Here is a 19,810-nt window from a genome sequence, read left to right on the forward strand (position 1 = left end):
AGGACGATAGAAGACGTTAACGCGAGAATGAAATTTCGCCAAAGAAAGCCGGACAATGGAAGTCGGGCTTAGGCAAAGCGATGCGATTCCAAGACAGGAAGTGCGGTTTCTGCGTTTTATCCCCACACTTATAGAAGTTGGCGCGCATGTTTGCATCCTGCAATTGCAATCCTGGATGGTGCATAAACAATGAAGTGGGGATAACCAAAGCCATCTGCCATTGGCATTGGCCTACCCTTTCGTCGAACGGTAAACGACCCAACGATGACCAACGGTCTACCTGTTGCAGTGCGTTTTCGGGCAAATGTTCGCGCCCTTCGCGTCCTGAACCGAAGCCAACAAGGAGCGTTCCAGCGCAATTGCACTCAATATTATAATACGTTCCATCGTTTACCGGACTAACAAAGAACTCGCAACAGGAGTCTTCCCACACGCGTCCGTTGTCTGAAGGAGCCACCGCGCGCACGCTATCTTCGGTTACTTGGCAGTTGAGCAATATGTTATCGCCTGCGTAGGCCATACGAAAAGCCACGCTAGGCTTGTAAGGAAAGGTCTCAGCCCAGTTAACATTGTCTATGGATTCGAAGCCAATACCAGCCTCATCGAGTAGCGAGGGCACGTCTTGAGCTTTTACTTGAGCCAAAGAAAGGGGCGAAACAATGTACTTATTCATGCTTTGAAATGGGGGGTTATGGTATGGAAGGCACAGCCAGACAAGGGCGCAAACATAGCGTTGCGCCCCTGCCAGGCTGTTCCTTATTTATTTACTGTTCTCGGCGATGAAGTTTTTCATCTCCTCTTCGTGCGAACAAACACTGTTGAAGAGTGCCAATTGGTTCTTGGCACGGTCGAGATTGTGTTCTGGATACTTAATCTTGTAGTACACATCACCATTGATATAATCGGTGAGGAAGCGCACACACTGCATAAAGGGGAACAATTTAGCAGCAAAAGGCAAGTGTTCGCGCTCGATGGGTGTAAGGAAAGCGCCAGCCGAAGTGAGGTAACCTTTGGTGAAAGCCTTAAAGATATCCATGTTAAAGCCCACGTTTGCAAGGTTGGGATCGTCTTCAGCAGTGAAGTTTGCGCCCGTTCTAAGGAAGTCACCATAGTCTGAGAACACATAACTTGGCATCACTGTATCGAGGTCGATAACGCAAAGAATGTTGCCATCGGCATCAAACATCATGTTGTTAACCTTGGTGTCGCAGTGACATATGCGTTTAGGCAGCTTGCCTTCGCGGTGAAGTTGTTCGGCTTTGCACATCTCTTCCATGTTGCGGTTAAGCTCTTCAACCATGCTTTCAACCACCGACAAGCGTTTAACAGGATTGTTTTGCACAGCCTCTTTCAGCTGTCGGGCGCGCAATTCCATGTTATGGAAATCGGGAATTGTTTCTCCCAGTTGTTGAGGTAGGTCAACAAGGGCGGCTTCAAACTCACCAAAGGCCAAGCCAGCAGCATGCGAATACTTCTCGTTCACCGTTTCGTAGGTAAAGGCGTTGGGAATAAAGCGCATCATTCTCCAATAAGTATCATCGGCTTCGCGCCAATAAGTCTTACCCGTTTCGGCCTTAATAAAGTGTAGAACGCGACGATCGATGTCGGCAACCTGCTTCTCTTCCAGTTTTTTTCTTAGATGAGCCGTAACAGCTTCGATGTTACTTTGCAACAATTCCACATCCTTAAATATGGCATTGTTGATGCGTTGCAGCACATAAGCGGGTGCATCTTCTTCGTTCATCGCCACCTTATAAGTGTCGTTGATTAGTCCGTTTCCCAGTGGTTTCACGCTCTTCACCGTGCCCTGCACATCAAAATGCGACACGAGTTGGAGCAAATTCTTTTCTTCCATGTTGATAATAATGATCGTTTAGATTAGGCAAAAATCCCCATTGGGTTTATCCTTCAAGGCGCTGCACGAGGCAAACGCACAGGCAGAACAAGTCCAATGGGGATTGAAATGGTATTGTCTATGTGATAAGAACAAGTGGTTAACTTGCTGTATAATGGTTATAGCCTGTAAAGTCGTTAACTTATCGTCTTATTAACGCGTCAACTCGTTAACAGATAAATTCATTCATTCGTCAACTTATTAACTCATCAATTCATTAACTCGTCAACTCACCAACTCATTAACCACCCTTCTTCATTTATATCTCCTTGAACTTATATTCTACAAAGGCTTCCATAGCCTCGTAGCAAGCCAATCCCAGTTTGTCATAGAGTTCAGCAGTACCGCGATTACGGTCTTCCGAGCGTTGCCAGAACAAACGTTCGTCGTTGCCAAGGAATGGTGCGCTCTCCATTTGCGATTGGTGTTTGAGGATAGAATTGCGTTTAGCGCGCAACTCTTCAGGACTCATAGGCACGCACATTTCGATGTTTTCGATTTCCCATTCGGCCCATGCGCCACGGTACATCCACACGCGACAGTCGTCAAGCCACTTTTCTCCAGCCTTCAATTCTTCGTCGATGGCGGCGAAAACGGCGTCGGTACACTTCTTGTGTGTGCCATGTGGGTCGGCCAAGTCGCCTGCAACGTATATCTGGTGTGGCTGAATGCCGTGGATAAACTCGCGAACCACCTTCACATCGGCCTCGCCCATGGGCAGTTTTTCAATCTTACCCGACTCGTAGAAAGGCAAATCGAGGAAGTGAACACGCTGTAAGGGGATATCGTTATACGTAGAAGCGGTGCGCGCTTCACCACGACGGATAAGACCTTTAATGGTAAGAATGTCGCGCGTATCGCCAATACTGTCTTTCTTCTCTTTGAGGAAGGCCTTTATTTCTTTGTACTTCTCCTTGATAACCGTGTCTGAGTCGCCACCGAAAATTTGATTAAAGCCATTGATGAAGTGCATAAAGCGAATCACTTCTTCGTCGCCAACAGCGATGTTACCCGACGTTTGGTAAGCCACATGCACCTCATGACCCTGTTCAACCAATCTGCGAAGCGTTCCACCCATAGAGATAACATCGTCGTCGGGGTGAGGCGAGAAGATAATCACACGCTTAGGATAGGGTGTTGCACGTTCAGGACGATAGGTATCATCGGCATTAGGCTTGCCACCAGGCCATCCTGTGATGGTGTGTTGCAGGTCGTTGAAAATCTTAATATTGGCATTATAAGCCGAACCATAAAGCGCTAAGAGTTCGCTTAGGCCATTTTCGTTATAGTCTTTGTTGGTAAGCTTAAGGATAGGTTTACCAGTTAGCTGGCACAACCACACCAAAGCCGACCGCACAAGCTTATCTGTCCACTGGCAAGAAGTAACCAACCAGGGATGAACAATGCGCGTGAGACGCGATGCAGCAGGCAGGTCGATAACCACATTTGCATCCTTATGGGTTTGCAAGAACGAAGCGGGAAGCACGTCGGTAACCTTCTCTTCCACAGCACGCTGAATGATATCGGCCTTATCTTCGCCCCAAGCGGTGAGGAAAATTTTGCGTGCGCTGAGGATGGTGGCTATGCCCATGGTGATTGAACACGGTGGAACAGCCTCTTTAGAACCAAAGCTGAGCGTCATCTCTTCGCGCGAAACGGCATCGATAAGTATCAAGCGCGAACCCGAAGTAAGCACACTTCCTGGCTCGTTGGTGGCGATATTACCCATTCGGCCAATACCCAGCAGCATCACATCGATACCGCCCATGTCTACAATGCGTTGCTCGTATTGCTTGCAACTGCTGTTAACCATCTCTTGAGGAACGGTTCCATCCAGCGTAAACACGTTTTCGGGGGCGATGTTCACATGGTCGAGGAAACGTTCGCGCAGCTGACTAATGCTGCTATGTGGGTTTCCTTCGTTGAGTGGGAAATACTCATAGGCATTGAAAACAGCCACACGAGCAAAGCTCAAGCCGTTTTCCTTATGAAGTCTAATGAGTTCTTCGTACACAGGCGTAAGCGAATTGCCCGTTCCTAAACCCAAAACACAAAGTTTGCCTTGGTCGTTTTTAAACTTAATTTCGGCCTCGATGGCTCGTGCGATATAGGTAGCACCCTCTTCAATCTTTGGGAAGATGTCGGTATGTATTTTCTCGCAGCGTGTTATTTCAGAGCGTTCGACGGCGGTTTTAGGGTTGTAATATTCTTCGGGGATTTTGTTTAGCACAATCTCCGAGCTTAGATTAAGTCTCATTTCTTAAGCCCTTTCAATGTCTTTAAAATATTTGTACGTGCCAACTTTCAGTTCGTCGGTGGCTGCTTCATCACAAACGATGATAGCATCTTCGTGCATTTGCAGCGCGCTAACGGTTCTCATCTGCGTAACGGGGCCTTCAACGGCGTCGCGCAATGCGCCTGCCTTGCCATGTCCATTGATGAGTACCATCACTTGGCGAGCATCCATCACAGTGCCAACACCTACAGTGAGTGAGAAACGAGGAACTTTTTCGAAGTCGTTATCAAAGAAACGCGAGTTAACCACACGCGTATCGTGGGTTAATGGCATACGTCTTGTGCGTGAAGTGAGCGACGAACCGGGTTCGTTGAAGGCCAAATGGCCGTCTACACCTACGCCACCGATAAACAAGTCGATGCCTCCTGCGGCCTTAATAGCCTCTTCGTATTGGCGACATTCGGCCTCCCAGTCTTCTGCATTACCATTAAGGATGTGCACATTCTCCTTGGGACAATCGATATGGTCGAACAAATTGCAGTACATAAACGAGTGGTAGCTTTCGGGATGTTCAACGGGTAAACCCACATATTCGTCCATATTGAACGTTACAACGTTCTTAAACGACACCCTACCCTCTTTGCATGCCTTTACCAAAGCTTGGTACATGCCAATGGGAGTGCCACCAGTAGGCAACCCTAACACGAACGGACGCTCCTTTGTTGGTGCTGCCTTTTTAATACTTTCAATGACGTGTTCAGCTGCCCAATTGGACAGTCCGTCATAATCTGCCTTTATTACTAATCGCATGGCTTTTAAATAAATGTTTGTTTAAAAGATTATGAGCTGCAAATATACACAAAATAAGCCTAATAAAAGCAACTAAATTGAGAGAAAATACAAGTATCTTGTGTTTTTCATCTTTTCTAGGTATATGGCTATATGATAACTTCTTGCCTTCGAAGGCTCTGTCTCTACCTGCTGGTCTGCCTTCAACTTATGCGCTAACAAAAGCAAATGGCGCATCGCTTTCATTGCCTCGAACGTGCTGCCACATGGCAAACAGGTTCGCTAACAGATGAAAACGATGCGCCAGAGAAAGGGGTTGCGACTTAACCCTCCTGCATTAACGCGCCACAAGTTTTGACTTTGATACCAAATGCACACACACGATGCGGTGCGCCACCTTATAGATATGCGCCGATAGCACCGTCTTTAGGCTTCTATTTACGACAGTCGCGCAGTGTTACACCTTCAGGATGCATCGCCAGCAATCTAAAATTGCTCAAGAATAGCAATGCGTTTCTCGGTGTCGGGGTGCGTGCTAAACAAGCCTTCTACAAACGAAAGCACGCCAAGGTCCATCTCATCAGGATGAACAATAAACAGTTGCGCCACATCCTCGCGGTTTACATGGTCTAAACCAGGGTTGCCAGATATTTTTCTTAATGCCGAAGCCAGCGCCAAGGGGTTGCCACACAACTCTGCTCCACCAGCATCGGCCATGTATTCGCGTTTTCGCGAGATGGCAAACCGTGTAAGCAGGGTGAAGAAATAGGCCACAGCAGCGCACACCACCACAGCAATGAGCACAAGATACATGGCCGCCGCGCCACCACCTTTATCTTTCTCGCTGCGACGCGACTGCATTCCGCCCATCCAAATAATATTGTAAAGTGTGCGAGCAGCCACCATCATCACCGTGCTAACAATGCCCACGAACACAATACTGGTGATAAGCAGGCGGGTATCGCGATTGCGAATGTGGGTTAACTCGTGTGCCAACACCCCTGCCAGTTCGTCGTCGGTGAGCAAATTCAGCATTCCCGTGGTAACCGTAACGGCATAGGTGCGCTTGTTTATACCACTAGCGAAAGCGTTCAGCTGGTCGTCGTCTACCACATATATGGCTGGCATGTCCATATTGCAGGCCATACATAGGTTTTCCACGATGTTATACACCCTTGGATTTTCTTTTCTACTTAGCGGACGCGAGCGAACAGCAAACTGCACCATGCTTGCATTGGCAAAATAAGCTATAACAAACCATATCGCCACAATGCCAACAACCCACGGAAGCACATCGAGAAAGTAATAATTAACGGTGTTTACATCGAGCTGATGATGCACTTCGCCAGCTGCATCATAATAGCCGTTGCCGAAATAGTTTATCACAGCCAAGCAAACCCACGTCATGCCCAGTATGATGGTAGGGAAAAGCAGCAGCAACAACACGCTGAGCATGTTGTTGCGGCTTATCTGTGTTTGCATTCCTACATACTTCATGTGTACGCAGAGATAACAAAATTAGAACTTAACCTCTGGTGCACGTTCTATTTCGGCACGTTGGTCGTTGGGAATTTCAAACATTGGCTCTTTTTGGAAACCGAACATCTTGGCAAAAATCACCGAAGGGAAGGTTTGCACGGCATTGTTAAGCTCGCGCGTTGCCGAATTAAAGAAGCGACGAACGGCAGCCAGCTTGTTCTCCAAGTCGGCCAGTTCTTGTTGCAAATGCAAGAAGTTTTCGTTGGCTTTAAGTTCGGGATAAGCCTCTAACGACACTTTTAGGCCCGACAAGGCACTGGTAAGCATGTTTTCGGCTTCAATTTTATCATTAATCGAAGTGGCTCCCATAGCAGCAGCACGCGCTTCGGTTACACGCTGAAACACATTCTTTTCGTGGTCGGCATATCCCTTCACCGCACCCACTAGTTGCGGAACAAGGTCGTGACGCATTTTTAACTGCACGTCGATGTTGGCAAAAGCGTTCTCGCGATTGTTGCGCAGCTTCACCAGATTATTATACAATGCCACGCCCCAGAGAACCAACAGCACGGCCACCACAATAATAACGATTGTTGTTACACTCATTGGATTATTAATTTTAGTGTTAAAGCGCTATAGCTTGCTAGCATTATTGCCTATGCCACGCGCCCAAATATAAATTCACTCTCTGCAACTTGCACAGCCTTACACCAACTTTGCCTTGCACCAAACGGCACTTTAAAGCACGAGCGCTAAGCAAACGCACACATTGCATTATGCAAAGATAACGCAAAAACAAGACAACACAAAACAAATGGTTGAAATTACGCAATCTATTAAGGAATACTCACGTATTAACGAAAAAGGGAGCAATTCACATTGCTCCCCTTTACAAGGCATTTCAGTTTTCTATGAAGCAGATTTTCTTTGTCTTAGTTTCAAATGTTTTGGAAATCGGTCGTATTCATTAAACGCCGACAAAGATACACATTAATTAAATACTCTGCAAATGTTTCTAAAAGAAAATTAAATATTTTAGTTAAATATCTTTTGTTCTGTTACTTCTTTGTCAAAACAATGCTATTCAGCATAAAATCAGCTACATAAACAAGACCTATTTACCTTAATTATTAGTAGGTTATGCACTAATATTTGACAAAATCATTAACACAATGAGTCTTATTGCTATGTTCTTAAATGTTAATTTAGTGCTTTTATTTTACAAATCACTGCTTTAAAATTCATCATTCTAGAGAAACAAACATGTTATAGAGGCATGTTTTTCGCGTTTACCACCGCATTTTTTGTTATTTATTTGTTCACTTGGCAGGCCAAAAAATGCAAATCCATAGCATTTAGCATTTCTAGAATGGTTCGAAGAGTGTAAAATCGTCTTCTTCTTAAAGCCATTTTTAGACCATTAACTCACTTCCATTTCGTCATATTCACCCTTTTTCTTGATAAGTCACAGCTAAAAACAGCCACTTTACGTCTCTCTTTCGGCTATTAGTAGCATTTAGCCTTGCGTTTTGCACCACTTTACACTGCGTTTTGTACGAAATAGCATTGCGTTTTGTAGGAGATAGCGTTGCATTTTGCTGCATATTGCGCAAAACATGCACTCAAAAGAGCTGTTAAACTTAAAAAATACGCCCGTATTTTGAACTCAACGCCACTTCGTTCGGAAATAACGCAGCCACAATGTTAAAATCTAGTATAAATATTTTACATTTCAAATTGAGCAACAACACGCCTCGTTGCAATCCTTTTGTTTGTGGTTGCCCACCCCTCAGCAGCGCGCAATACCCCACAAACTAGTTTTACACACTCCCATGCTATACACATAATGCAACAAGGCCATATCGGCACCCTAGAAAGAGCCACCGATATGACCTTGTTATGATGTTAAAGGCAGTTCGAAAAAAGCCGAAACGCCTTGTTATTTATATTCGCCCTTACCTGTAGAGAAGTTAAGATAGCAGCGCTTACCAGCTGTAACAGCCACAGGCTTTTGTTCTACGCCGTTGCCACGATAAGAGATAGCACCATTGGCATCCACCACAAACTCTGTTCGCCACCAGTCGAAGCCATTAAGCTTCACACACATGCGAACAACGTCGCTGGCCACAAAGGCCGGCGAAACAAAGTTGCCCGTGGCCGTAGTGGGCACAGTAAAGAGATTTTCGGGTTTGCAATCCCAGTTGCCAATGGTAGGACCTTGCAGGTAAACCTTAGGTTGTTCGAAGCTAATCGTGCGTTTTTCGCCATCGTTGCTTACCACTAGCACATACCATCCTGCCGTTCCCACCTTGATATTGCCACCTTCATCGGAGACATTAGCCCCTGCATTGTCGGTGATGGTGGTGCCAGCGTAACCGAAGTCGTTGCCCCAGGCTGCTTGTGGTGCACACTTAAACTGTTCGTCAGCAGCGAAATAAATCACAGCCCAGAACGTAGGCGTACCCGTAGCACCCAGTTCAACGGTGCCATGAACAGGTGTTAGGCTCTTCCATTTACTCCATCCATAACCACTACCAGTGAGATAGCAGCTATTAATTTTAGGAGCCACCTTTACATAAGTAGGTATGGCCGCGAACTGGATGGTGTTAGAATACACCGTATCAATACCAGGCAACACAGCCTTAACACGCATATACACAGCCTGAGCCGTGGTAGGGATGGTAGATTCTTTCCAATGCGCCACTTGTTGCAGAGCCAGGGCCAAGTCGAAATTGGTAAGCTGCGCCGCATTAGTTACGTAAACAGTTTGAATCTCCTTATAGTCGGCCGAGCCAGCAGCCACAGTGCCTGCATCTTCATCAGCATACGAGGTGGTGAAATTACCCGTATGCGACACCTCGATGGTGTAGTCCACCTTGGCACGATAGCCAAAATCGGGCTTATCCCATGTAAAAGCGAGATTGGTCGTATCCTTTAAGTTTAGTTGCGAGCCACCAAACGACGGCGTTTGCATGCTAAACGTGTCGGGCTGTTTGATTGTGGGGTTGTCGTCCCTATCATCCGAACAGGCCACCAAGGCACAGATGCCAGCAAAGAGCATCACAGATGATTTTATGATTTTCTTCATTTCTATCATGATAAGTGAGTTAATAACCAGGATTTTGCTTAAGGTTTTTGTTTACAGAGAGGTCGGACGAGGGCAAGGGGAAGAGGTTGCGGTAGCTATCAAAGCTGCGACCGTTGGCTGCTCCGCCTTTCCATGTCCAATTATAACTATTGTTTCCACCATAATATCCGTAACGAATAAGGTCGGTGCGGCGTTGTGCTTCGAAATAAAATTCGCGGCTACGCTCGTCCAAGATATCGTTTAGCGAGAAGCTAGTACGTGTAGCAGCATGTGCACGTTGGCGCAATTGGTTAAGATAAGCAATGCCTTGAGCGGTGGCATTGCCTCCATTGAGTCGCGCCGTTGCTTCTGCATAAGCCAAATAAGACTCGGCCACACGGAAGAAGAAGAAATCTGTATCGGCAAAACCCGTATTGGTTACAGCAGAGCCATCGCTCTTAATACCAGTGAATTTCACAACCGAGTATCCTTTTTCAAAAGCGGTTATGTCGTTGGCAGTGGGAATTTCGAGCGTACGGTTTACGGCATAGAACAACGCGCGGTCGTCGTTAGCAGCAGCCAAGATGGTGGCCGTGTTGCCAGTTGGTGGCGTACCGGTAAAGAATTTCTTAACCAAGTCTTTGCGTGCACGGTTACCTGCCCACGTACCACTTATACCATTGTCGGGCATATCGGTATTATATGTAGAGGCAATAAGGAAAGTTGTGTTAGCATAAGCTGCAGTGCGGTCGCCCTGTTGTAGCAAAGGCAGAACCGCTTCTACCGAAGCACCGCTCTCACCATTATCGCCCATAAAGAGCATTTGATAGGCCGAGTAGTTGGCTGTGCCAGCAGTAAAGAGTTTATAATCAGAGTTTATCACCTTTTGTGCATACTCGGCAGCTTTTGCCCATTGAGCAGTACCCGTGTAAACCTCGGCATTGAGATATAAACGCGTAAGCAACATCCATGCTGCGGCCTTATCTGCACGGCCGTATCCAGCATCGGTAGACTTCTTTGCCTTGGGTTCGGCTAAGAGAGTTTCCACCTCGAGGAGTTCTTTTTCTAGCCATTCGTAAACTTCTTTTCGTGTGTGTTGCACAGGTTTTTCGGTGCTAACGGTCAGGGGCAAACCAATGTTTCCGAAGGCATCCATAGCCAAATAAAATTGCAAAGCGCGAATAAAACGCACCTCGGCCGTACGTGTTGCATCAACACCCGAGGCCACATCGAGATAGTGATTGCACACCGAAATACCCAAATAAAGACGGTTATAGAGCAATGCAAGGAAGGCATTGCTGGATCCTTGCTCGTTGGTGTTCATCGTTGCCACGCCAGGGTCGCCCCATCGGCAAATGGCTTCGTCGGTGGTAAGCTCGTTAGAATTGAACAATTGGCGTAGAAGTCCTGTTGTTCCGTTGTCTTCTGCGCTTACAATAGAAGAGCCAGGACCATCCAAGCCCTCGATAGCCAAGTTGGCATAACATTGATTAAACAATGCCACGGGGTCGAGTTCGGTTCGCTTATTGGGGTCGATGGGTGTAACATCTAGGTCGCCTATGCACGAAGAAAGTCCCACCGAGAGCAGCATTGCGGCTGCAGGAAGGATATGTTTGATATATCGTTTCATTGTAAATTCTCTTAGTTGATTGTTAGAAATTCAAGCTCAAGCCCAAGATAAACGAAGTGGGTCGTGGGTAAAGGTCGTAATCAATACCATTAAACACCTCTGGGTCGAGTCCCTTATACTTGGAAATGGTGAACACATTAGAGGCCGTGGCGTAGAGACGGCCACTAAGTCCGTGCCAAGAACCCGTTTTAAGAACGCGTTCGAAGCTGTAACCCAAGGTGATGTTGTCGCACTTTAGGAACGAAGCATTGCGCACAAAGTAGTCGCTTTGCACCCATTTGTTGGTTTGCCAATTAAGGTCGATGGTAGATTTGGGTCGTTGCTCAAGATAACCGCTATTCCAAAGCTCGTTCATATTGCTGCGGCTGGCTTCCACATCATTGTAAACGTAGTTGCCAATGTTAGCACGGAACGATATACCAAAGTCCCATTTTTTATATTCGAGACGCGAAGCCAGCCCCATTGTTACGGGTGCAGCAGACTGTTTGTAGAAATAGCGGTCGTCATTGTTAATAATTCCGTCTTCATTGCGGTCTACAATAGCGCCTTCGATGGCTTTACCGTTTGCGTCGTAAGCCTGTTGGTACACATAGAAAGCAGAAGCAGACTGCCCCACAGCATAGGCCTTCACCTTTGTACCCGTGCCACCGTGCACCGAGTTACCCGTTTCGATGGGTTTAGAGTTTGCGCCCACCAGATCGGTAATGCGGTTTTGGTTGTAGGTTACGTTATAGTCGAGCGTCCAATACCAATCTTTAGACTGTATGGCTTTCCAGCTCAATGTGGCCTCAACACCAGTGTTGCGCAGCGAACCAATGTTGGTATTCACGCGGTTGCTGAAGTTGGTACCCGCTGCAGCATCGGCATTGTTAATCAAGTCGGTAGTGTTGCGATAGTACCAATCGATGCTTCCGCTAAGTCTTTGGTTAAGAACACCCCAGTCAATACCCACGTTAAAGGTGGTGGTTGTTTCCCACATAAGCAGTGGGTCGTAAGCTTGAGGCATGTTCAATCTACCATTTTCCAAGATGGGATAAAAAGATTGCGTACCCGTATTAATATTGTAGATGGCGAAATAATTATAGTCGCCAATTTCATCTTGTTGGCCAGTTTTACCCCAACCCAATCGAAGTTTAAGATCGGAGAGGGCATTAACGTCTTTCAAGAAGTTTTCTTCCTTAGCTTTCCATGCAAAAGCAAACGAGGGGAACCAAGCCCAATGTTTTTTAAAACGCGAAGAGCCGTCGTCGCGAACCGTTGCAGTCAAGAAGTAACGATTGAGGAACGAGTAGTTGGCACGACCAAAGAACGACACCAAATAGTTTTCGGTGCGCGAATGAAAAGGCGTATGCTCGGTTTCCATACCTCTTTTTGCAGTTGTATTAGTGATGGGATAAAATCCCCTGTAGTCCTTGTTTTCGTCACGCCAGTAGTGTTGCCACTCGTAACCACCCATTACATCAAAGTGATGTTTCTCGTTAAAGTCTTTAAAATATTGCGCATACATGCTGAGCGAGAGGTTTCTCTTCAGCTTGTTAGCCGCGCCATAGCTACCATAATAGAATGCTGCTGGAGCAGTGGCAGGCACACGCTTGTTCTGTGTTCCTTCAGAAATATCGGCACCCAGTGTGAGGTGCAGGCGCAAATCTTCAAATCCATGAACCTTGTAATCAATGTCGGCACTACCCACAAACGAGCGACTATAAGCCCTTTCGTAATAAAGGTCGAGTGCAGCAACAGGGTTAGAAGGCGCCTTGTTGTTGTGTGAGAAGGGGTAATTGGGGTCTTTTAAGAACGCACCATTAGAGCGCCATTGGAAATAACCAGCAAAATTATTAGCGTCGGCAATGGTTTTATCGTAAATACTTTGCGTAGGGTCGAAGCGGAAAGCATCGCCAATAGCAGCATAGTTAGGATAATTGGTTTCGGCAAACATACCCTTAGCGTTGAGATTGAGCGTAAGGTGGTCGTTCAAGAGCGAGGGATTGAGGTTCACAGCAGCAGTAACGCGCTTGAAATCCGAAGTTTTAAGGATACCTTGCTGGCCAGTATAACCCACCGACACACGATAAGGCAAATTTTTAAAAGCACCTTGCACCGCCACATTGTGGTCGTGACTGAGGGCTGTGCGATAGATTTCGCTCTGCCAATCGGTATTAGCTGTGCCCAGAGCCTTAGCAGCATCACTGCCAGCTCCGTACTTATTGGTGATAAATTCGCGATATTCGTCGCCATTCATCAGCTTAAGAGACCCACTCTTTACGCTAGCCGTAACACTACCATTGTAGCTAATTTGTGGTGCCATCCCTTTACGTCCCTTCTTCGTTGTAATGATAATAACACCATTAGAACCCCTCGAGCCATAGATAGCAGCGGCCGAAGCATCTTTCAAAACGTTGAACGACTCGATGTCTTGAGGGTTAATCATCGACAAAGGGTTAGACAAACCCTGCACGCCATTGTGGTCCATGGCCACACCATCGATAACGATAAGCGGATTGTTTGAGGCATTTAGCGACGAGCCACCACGTATACGAATGGTAGAACCAGCGCCAGGAGCACCACCATCCGTTGTGATATTCACGCCAGCAACCTTGCCCGAAAGCATGTCTTGGGGGTTAACCACGAGACCTTTGTTCTTAGAATCGGGTTTTAAAGCCGAGACCGAACCCGTAAGGTCGCTTTTTTTCACTACACCATAACCAATCACCACTACTTCGTTTAACGACTTGGCTGCATCGTCTTTCAAGACAATAACCATGTTGGCACTAGCAGTAGCCTTGGTGTCGGCATATCCAATGTACGAAACTGTTATCTCAGCGCCGGTGTTAGCGCTGATGCTGAAGTTACCGTCAATATCAGTAACCACACCGCCTTCTTGTCCAGCCACACGCACAGTAGCACCAGTGATGGGTTCACCAGTACCATCCTTCACGTGTCCCTTTACCACAATTTGCTGGGCAAAGACACCCACGGAGAGGATAAGCGCACACATGAGCATGGCAATCCTTTGAGGCATCGCATTAATTAGCTGCTTCATCATTCTCTGTTTTTAAATGTTTAAGTTATGCATTGTTTAAATTAAAGTTGTCTGCTCTACCTATATAATGTACGCGCGCGCATAATGAGCCGCATTTCCCCTATGTGAGGAGACTATGCCCTTTCGATGTTAGCCCGACCATTACTATAAGTCGTTGTTTCAAAGCAAGTTCTTGGTTTATCGCACCATCATCTTTGGCCATTTGTTTGGGTTGGTCTGCGTTGTCGTCGCGTAGTCATCCAGTGCTTTTTAGCCACTATTTGGGCGCAATATTTGCAACATCCTTTATGCAAAGATGCTCAATGCACCGAAAAATGGCATAAAAGTTCTTTAAGAATGATTTCAGAACTGCCTCAAAAATGTTATTGTATCTCGTCTAATCTAGGTTTACTTGGCCCAAGTAGATCTACGGGCCTCAGTTAGTTATGCAAAAGTAGCTTTCTTTATATTAGCTTTTACTTTATTAATAGTTAAAAGCAACCTTGTCTTTGCGCAAACGTTTGCGCAAGTTATTATTAAAAAACACATAAGTACGTGATTATAAAAGCATGAAACACCAATATTCGCCACTGCTTTAACCTTTCTTCTAACCATTTCGTTAACCATCCCCACCCGTTACCTTTATGGTTAAATACGCATCCACTTCTCTTCACGAAAACATGCCAACTACAACCTCGTTAACTTTTTGCCAAAAAACTAACAAAACCGCGAATTATTACACATAAAAGTAAGGAAATACAGAATTAATTAATATCTTTGCAATGTCTACCTCAACATAAGACCATCACTGACGGACTTCAGAGACAACAACTATATGCGCTTTTTAGCGGCAAAAGAGAATTAAGAATTATGGGAGAAATATCATCTATCACGATGAAGGATATTGCTAAGGAGTTGAATGTCTCGGTTGCAACGGTGTCGCGAGCACTAAAAAATAGTCCGCGCATCAGTCGCCAACAACGCGAACGCATTCAAGCCTACGCTGCCGAACACAACTTTACACCAAACCTCATCGCAGAGAGCTTACGTAACAGCAAGGTGCGACCAATGAAAGTCATTGGAGTTATCGTTCCCGAGCTTACGCATTATTACTTTTCATCGGTGCTCGCAGGCATCGAAGAAGCAGCAGAACGACAAGGCTACCGCATCATGGTGGCCCATAGTAACGAGCGACACGAACGAGAAGTGGGCATTTGCAAATCGTTCTTCGAAAATAAAGTGTGCGGCATCATCGTGTCGCAAGCGAAAGACACGGCACAATACGCACACTTTCAACGCCTAATAGACAGAGGTGTGCCACTAGTTTTCTACGACAGAATATGCACTGGCGTGAACGCTAGCCGAGTGGTTGTAGACGATTATGCTGGTGCTTATGCTGCAGTTAGCCATCTTCTTGAAACAGGATGCAAACGAGTGGCCTACTTTAACTCGTCGATGAAACTCGAAATATCAAAAAATAGATATAACGGATACTGCGATGCTCTGCTTAAACACGGCATCAAAGTAGACCCCTCATTGGTGTTTCAATGCGATAACCGGGCTGATGCCGAACGCATAACACCCGACGTGCTGAACAGAGACGACCGCCCCGATGCCTTCTTTGCAGTGAACGACGATACAGCCATCGGCATTCTCTATTCAGCCAAGCGACAAGGCTTCAACATTCCTGAAGACATTAGCGTGTGTGGCTTTACCAATGGACAACGCGCTGTGGCCTGCGACCCCACCCTAACTACTGTAGACCAACATGGGTTTAAAGTGGGGGAAGCGGCTGCTGAAATACTTATAAGACATGTTGAGGGCGTAATCGAAAAAGGAAAAATTGAAAGACGCGTGGTAAGAACACGACTCGTGGTGAGACAATCCACACGACCTGTATCTACTTCGATTACTGAACAGATGGAAAGAAGACTACCTAAAGAGGCCGACGCACAACATCATGGTAGTAAAAGTGCTGCCGAAAAGGTTCAGGCTAATCCTTCTTCCTCGCAACAAACGGCATAAACCATACTGCCTATGCCACCACTACGCGGGGCCACAACAATTAACGCCGAATTAAGAAAACTCCTAAGATATGAACAATCAACTGAAAAAGAAACCCGATTTAGACTTCTGGAAACTCTGGAACCTTAGCTTTGGATTTTTCGGCGTACAGATAGCATACGCCTTACAAAGTGCAAACATCTCGCGAATTTTCGCTACGCTGGGAGCCGACCCGCACAACTTAAGCTACTTTTGGATTCTCCCACCACTCATGGGCATTCTTGTTCAGCCCATTGTGGGTACGCTTAGTGATAAAACATGGACTCGATTTGGACGACGTATCCCCTATCTTTTCGTGGGCGCCACAATTGCTGTGCTAGTGATGTGCCTACTGCCCAACGCAGGTTCGCTTGGCATGACAGCCAGTATGGCCATGATTTTCGGACTCGTGGCCTTGATGTTTCTCGACACGAGCATCAACATGGCCATGCAACCCTTTAAAATGCTGGTGGGCGATATGGTGAACGAGAAGCAAAAAGCACTGGCCTACTCTATACAAAGCTTTCTTTGTAATGCAGGTTCTGTGGTGGGTTTCATCTTCCCCTTCTTCTTTACGTTTATCGGATTGAGCAACATCGCACCCGAGGGGGTTGTTCCCGACTCGGTGATTTGGTCGTTCTACGTGGGCGCTGCTATCCTTATCCTCTGTGTTATATACACAACTTTAAAGGTAAAGGAATGGGATCCCAAAAAGTATGCAGAGTATAACCAATTGGAAGAACCGCTCAACGAGGGTAAAACCAACTTCTTAACCCTGCTGCGCAATGCGCCTAAAACATTTTGGACTGTTGGACTGGTGCAATTTTTCTGCTGGTCGGCATTCATGAACATGTGGACTTACACGCCTGGTTCTATTGCCGACACGGTTTGGGGCGTCGATATGCAATCGCATTTGGCCACAAGCACTCCCCAATATCAAGAGGCAGGCAACTGGGTGGGCATTCTTTTTGCCGTTCAGGCCATAGGCAGTGTGCTCTGGGCTGTGATGTTACCCAACATTCGTAACCGCAAAACGGCTTATGCGCTTTCGCTTGTGCTAGGCGCAATTGGCTTTATGATGGTGCCTTATGTTACAGATAAGTATCTCATGTTCGTTCCTTTCGTACTTATTGGCTGCGCTTGGGCTGCCACATTGGCCATGCCTTTCACCTTTGTGACCAATGCTTTGGAGGGTAAAGGCCATATGGGCGCTTACCTTGGCCTGTTTAACGGAACTATCTGCGTGCCTCAAATCATCGCTGCGGCATTGGGTGGAACGGTGCTTCACTTGCTGGGTAGCGTGCAAAGTAACATGATTTTGGCTGCTGGTGTGATGCTTTTCGTTGGCACTTTGTGTGTGGGGTTTATTAAAGACAAAGAACAATAAGAACCTAGCTTTACACAAACGTCGATGTTAATCCCGAATTGGCTGATATCTCTGGCCAATTCGGGATTAATATTGTGCACACATTTCGCTCGCTTCCTTCGTTCGTTTATAGCGTATAACTGAAATGGGGCATTAGAAACGGATAAACGCCCTGTTTCTAATAACCCATTTTTTTGCTTGTTTTCCAACCCATGGCAAACAATTACCTGCCCATGAGCCTCCTTTATATTAGTAATGACAATGCCCTACCCCTTCAGTTTAAACGAAGTGGCGATACTTTCCACCTCCGAAGCAAACAGACTGTCGGTTTGTAAACGCGCTTCAACCTGTGCACAGCTATGCAACACGGTGCTATGGTCGCGCCCACCAACAAGTTTTCCTATACGACTAGCGGGCATTTTGGTGTATTTCTGCGCCAGATACATCGACACTTGGCGCGGCACAACCAAGTCGCGCTTGCGACTTTTGCTACTAACAGCCGACACACTAACATTGAAATGATGGCACACTTTATCTAGAATATCATCGATAGTGAGCGGCGTATCATCCACTTTTACTGCACGCTTAATCACCCGTTCGGCCAATCGCATGTCGATATCGCTGTTATACACCACCGAATAAGCCATCAAACTGTTGATAACACCTTCCAAATCGCGCACACTTCCGTTAGCCGTTTCAGCAATAAATTGTATCACTTCGGCAGGAATTTTGAGTCCATCGCGACGTATCTTGGCGTTCAATATATCCACACACAGCTGCACATTGGGCTTTTCTAGCTCGGCAATAATACCACAAGAGAAGCGAGTGATGAGTCGTTCGCTCATACCTCGAAGTTCAACAGGCGGTCTATCGCTGGCTAAGAGTATTCGTTTGCCGTTACGAAACAGGTGGTTAAAGATGTGGAAAAACGTCTCTTGTGTTTTCTCAGAGCTTTCCCAAGTTTGCACATCGTCGACTATAAGCATGTCGATGGTTTGGTAAAACTTGATAAAATCGTTGGTGGCGTTCTTCAACACAGCATTAACAAACTGCACCTGAAAGAGGTGAGCGCTGATATAAAGCACCCTTTTCTGGGGATAGAGCTGCTTAGTTTGCATACCAATAGCATTCACCAAGTGGGTTTTACCACATCCCGACGGCCCATAAATAAACATGGGATTGAACTGATTGCTATTGGGATGGTTGGCAATAGAAAGGCCAACCGAGCGCGACAATTTATTGCTGTCGCCCTCAATATAGTTAGAAAACGTTTGGTGCGGGTTGAGTTGTGGGTCGAGTTCCTTTTCTTTAGCAGACTCTTCCTTGCTATTTTGTTTTCCGCTCCACGTCTTAGCTGCTTGCGTGGCGTGTGCTTCAGCTGGGTCGGCTTCGATGTCTTGTGTCTTTTTATGCTCACTATCCACCACCACACGATAGGTTAAGCGGATGCGTTGCCCAAAAGCAGAGAACAACACACGACTTAAAAGGTCGATATAATGTTCTTCGATATATTCGTACACATACGAACTTGGCACCCGGAGCACCAAAAGTTTCGTATCGTTATTAAACGACTCGAAGACAATTGGTTTAAACCACGTGTCGAATTGTTGCTGCGAAACGCTTTGCGCAATGAGCGCAAGAGCCGATTCCCAATGCTTATCGGGAGTTACGTCCATTATATCTATACTGTTGTTGGTTTGTTAGCACATGCGTGCCATGGTCTCTGAAATCTTTTGCAAATATCGTAAAAAAAATTGGTATCGGCAAATTACAGAATGATTTTGAAATATATAAATCGCTGAAAGTTTGTACATTGCTTGACAAATGCCACTAGCACAGAGTTTACGAATAATAATAGAGAGGAATAGGAGAATAAAACGCGCCATTCTGAGCCTCTGCTAAAGCACTAAAGCCAAGCACAACGAATGTCTAGTAGCTAGCCTTTGGGTTGAAGTTTCCGTAAATAGCGAGTTCATGATTAGTGGTTGCAGGGCTGTGTGCCATTTTTCTCTCCTTGCAAGCGCGTTGTACCCTACTCAGCGATAAACTTCTTACGCAAAACCGCCACCTTTCTGCCTGCACAGAGAGGTGGCGGTGATGTATGTAGATGCCCAACAGCCTTTGTTTGAACAGTGAATGGCATGCACGAGGGCTGTGTGCCCCATTTATTATTGCTGCTATGCCCTAGTTAAGACGAGGGCATGCTGTGCAAATAGATAGTAACAAGCGCTTAAGCAATAGCACTTGCTACTAGATAAGCGAAGGGAAACAGCTAGCTAAAATAGCC

General features: G+C 46.2%; 12 protein-coding genes. 2 read left to right on the forward strand and 10 right to left on the reverse strand.

All coding sequences use genetic code 11. The annotated features are described in order from the left end of the window. Positions 1–16: 16 nt before the first annotated feature. The 9 genes from QME03_RS03175 to QME03_RS03215 form a co-directional block, all read right to left on the reverse strand. On the reverse strand, positions 17–673 hold the full coding sequence (locus QME03_RS03175) for a carbohydrate-binding family 9-like protein (RefSeq protein WP_281723445.1): 657 nt from the start codon (positions 671–673) through the stop codon (positions 17–19). A gap of 87 nt (positions 674–760) precedes the next feature. Further along, entirely contained in the window at positions 761–1,855 is a 1,095-nt protein-coding gene (locus tag QME03_RS03180; RefSeq protein ID WP_281723446.1) for a phosphotransferase enzyme family protein, read from the reverse strand. A gap of 298 nt (positions 1,856–2,153) precedes the next feature. After that, the gene (locus tag QME03_RS03185) at positions 2,154–4,151 is read right to left on the reverse strand and encodes a glucosamine-6-phosphate deaminase (RefSeq protein WP_281723447.1); all 1,998 of its coding nucleotides are present in this window, start codon (positions 4,149–4,151) and stop codon (positions 2,154–2,156) included. 3 nt (positions 4,152–4,154) lie between these two features. After that, positions 4,155–4,940, reverse strand: coding sequence for a glucosamine-6-phosphate deaminase (gene nagB, locus QME03_RS03190; RefSeq protein WP_281723448.1), 786 nt, complete (start codon positions 4,938–4,940; stop codon positions 4,155–4,157). A 465-nt stretch (positions 4,941–5,405) separates the two neighbouring features. Next, positions 5,406–6,416 carry a M48 family metallopeptidase gene (locus QME03_RS03195; protein ID WP_281723449.1) on the reverse strand — a complete coding sequence of 337 codons (1,011 nt, stop codon included), beginning with the start codon at positions 6,414–6,416 and terminating at the stop codon, positions 5,406–5,408. A gap of 21 nt (positions 6,417–6,437) precedes the next feature. Beyond that, positions 6,438–7,004: a LemA family protein gene (locus QME03_RS03200; protein WP_025815751.1), complete on the reverse strand. Its 567-nt coding sequence runs from the start codon at positions 7,002–7,004 to the stop codon at positions 6,438–6,440. Between the two features lie 1,333 nt (positions 7,005–8,337). Then, positions 8,338–9,486, reverse strand: coding sequence for a SusF/SusE family carbohydrate-binding protein (locus QME03_RS03205; protein WP_281723450.1), 1,149 nt, complete (start codon positions 9,484–9,486; stop codon positions 8,338–8,340). A 19-nt stretch (positions 9,487–9,505) separates the two neighbouring features. Further along, the gene (locus QME03_RS03210) at positions 9,506–11,095 is read right to left on the reverse strand and encodes a RagB/SusD family nutrient uptake outer membrane protein (RefSeq protein ID WP_281723451.1); all 1,590 of its coding nucleotides are present in this window, start codon (positions 11,093–11,095) and stop codon (positions 9,506–9,508) included. Positions 11,096–11,117: 22 nt separating this feature from the next. Next, on the reverse strand, positions 11,118–14,138 hold the full coding sequence (locus tag QME03_RS03215; protein ID WP_281723452.1) for a SusC/RagA family TonB-linked outer membrane protein: 3,021 nt from the start codon (positions 14,136–14,138) through the stop codon (positions 11,118–11,120). An 846-nt stretch (positions 14,139–14,984) separates the two neighbouring features. Between QME03_RS03215 and QME03_RS03220 the strand changes: the two genes are divergently transcribed. Both QME03_RS03220 and QME03_RS03225 read left to right on the forward strand, forming a co-directional pair. Continuing rightward, positions 14,985–16,139: a LacI family DNA-binding transcriptional regulator gene (locus QME03_RS03220; RefSeq protein WP_281723453.1), complete on the forward strand. Its 1,155-nt coding sequence runs from the start codon at positions 14,985–14,987 to the stop codon at positions 16,137–16,139. 70 nt (positions 16,140–16,209) lie between these two features. Continuing rightward, positions 16,210–17,544, forward strand: a complete 1,335-nt coding sequence (locus QME03_RS03225) for an MFS transporter (RefSeq protein ID WP_281723454.1) — start codon at positions 16,210–16,212, stop codon at positions 17,542–17,544. Positions 17,545–17,789: 245 nt separating this feature from the next. Here QME03_RS03225 and dnaA read toward each other — a convergent pair whose 3' ends face one another. Next, the gene (dnaA, locus tag QME03_RS03230; protein WP_025815755.1) at positions 17,790–19,199 is read right to left on the reverse strand and encodes a chromosomal replication initiator protein DnaA; all 1,410 of its coding nucleotides are present in this window, start codon (positions 19,197–19,199) and stop codon (positions 17,790–17,792) included. Positions 19,200–19,810 lie beyond the last annotated feature (611 nt).

The sequence above is a fragment of the Hoylesella shahii genome (assembly GCF_937990675.1).
GTDB lineage: Bacteria > Bacteroidota > Bacteroidia > Bacteroidales > Bacteroidaceae > Prevotella > Prevotella shahii.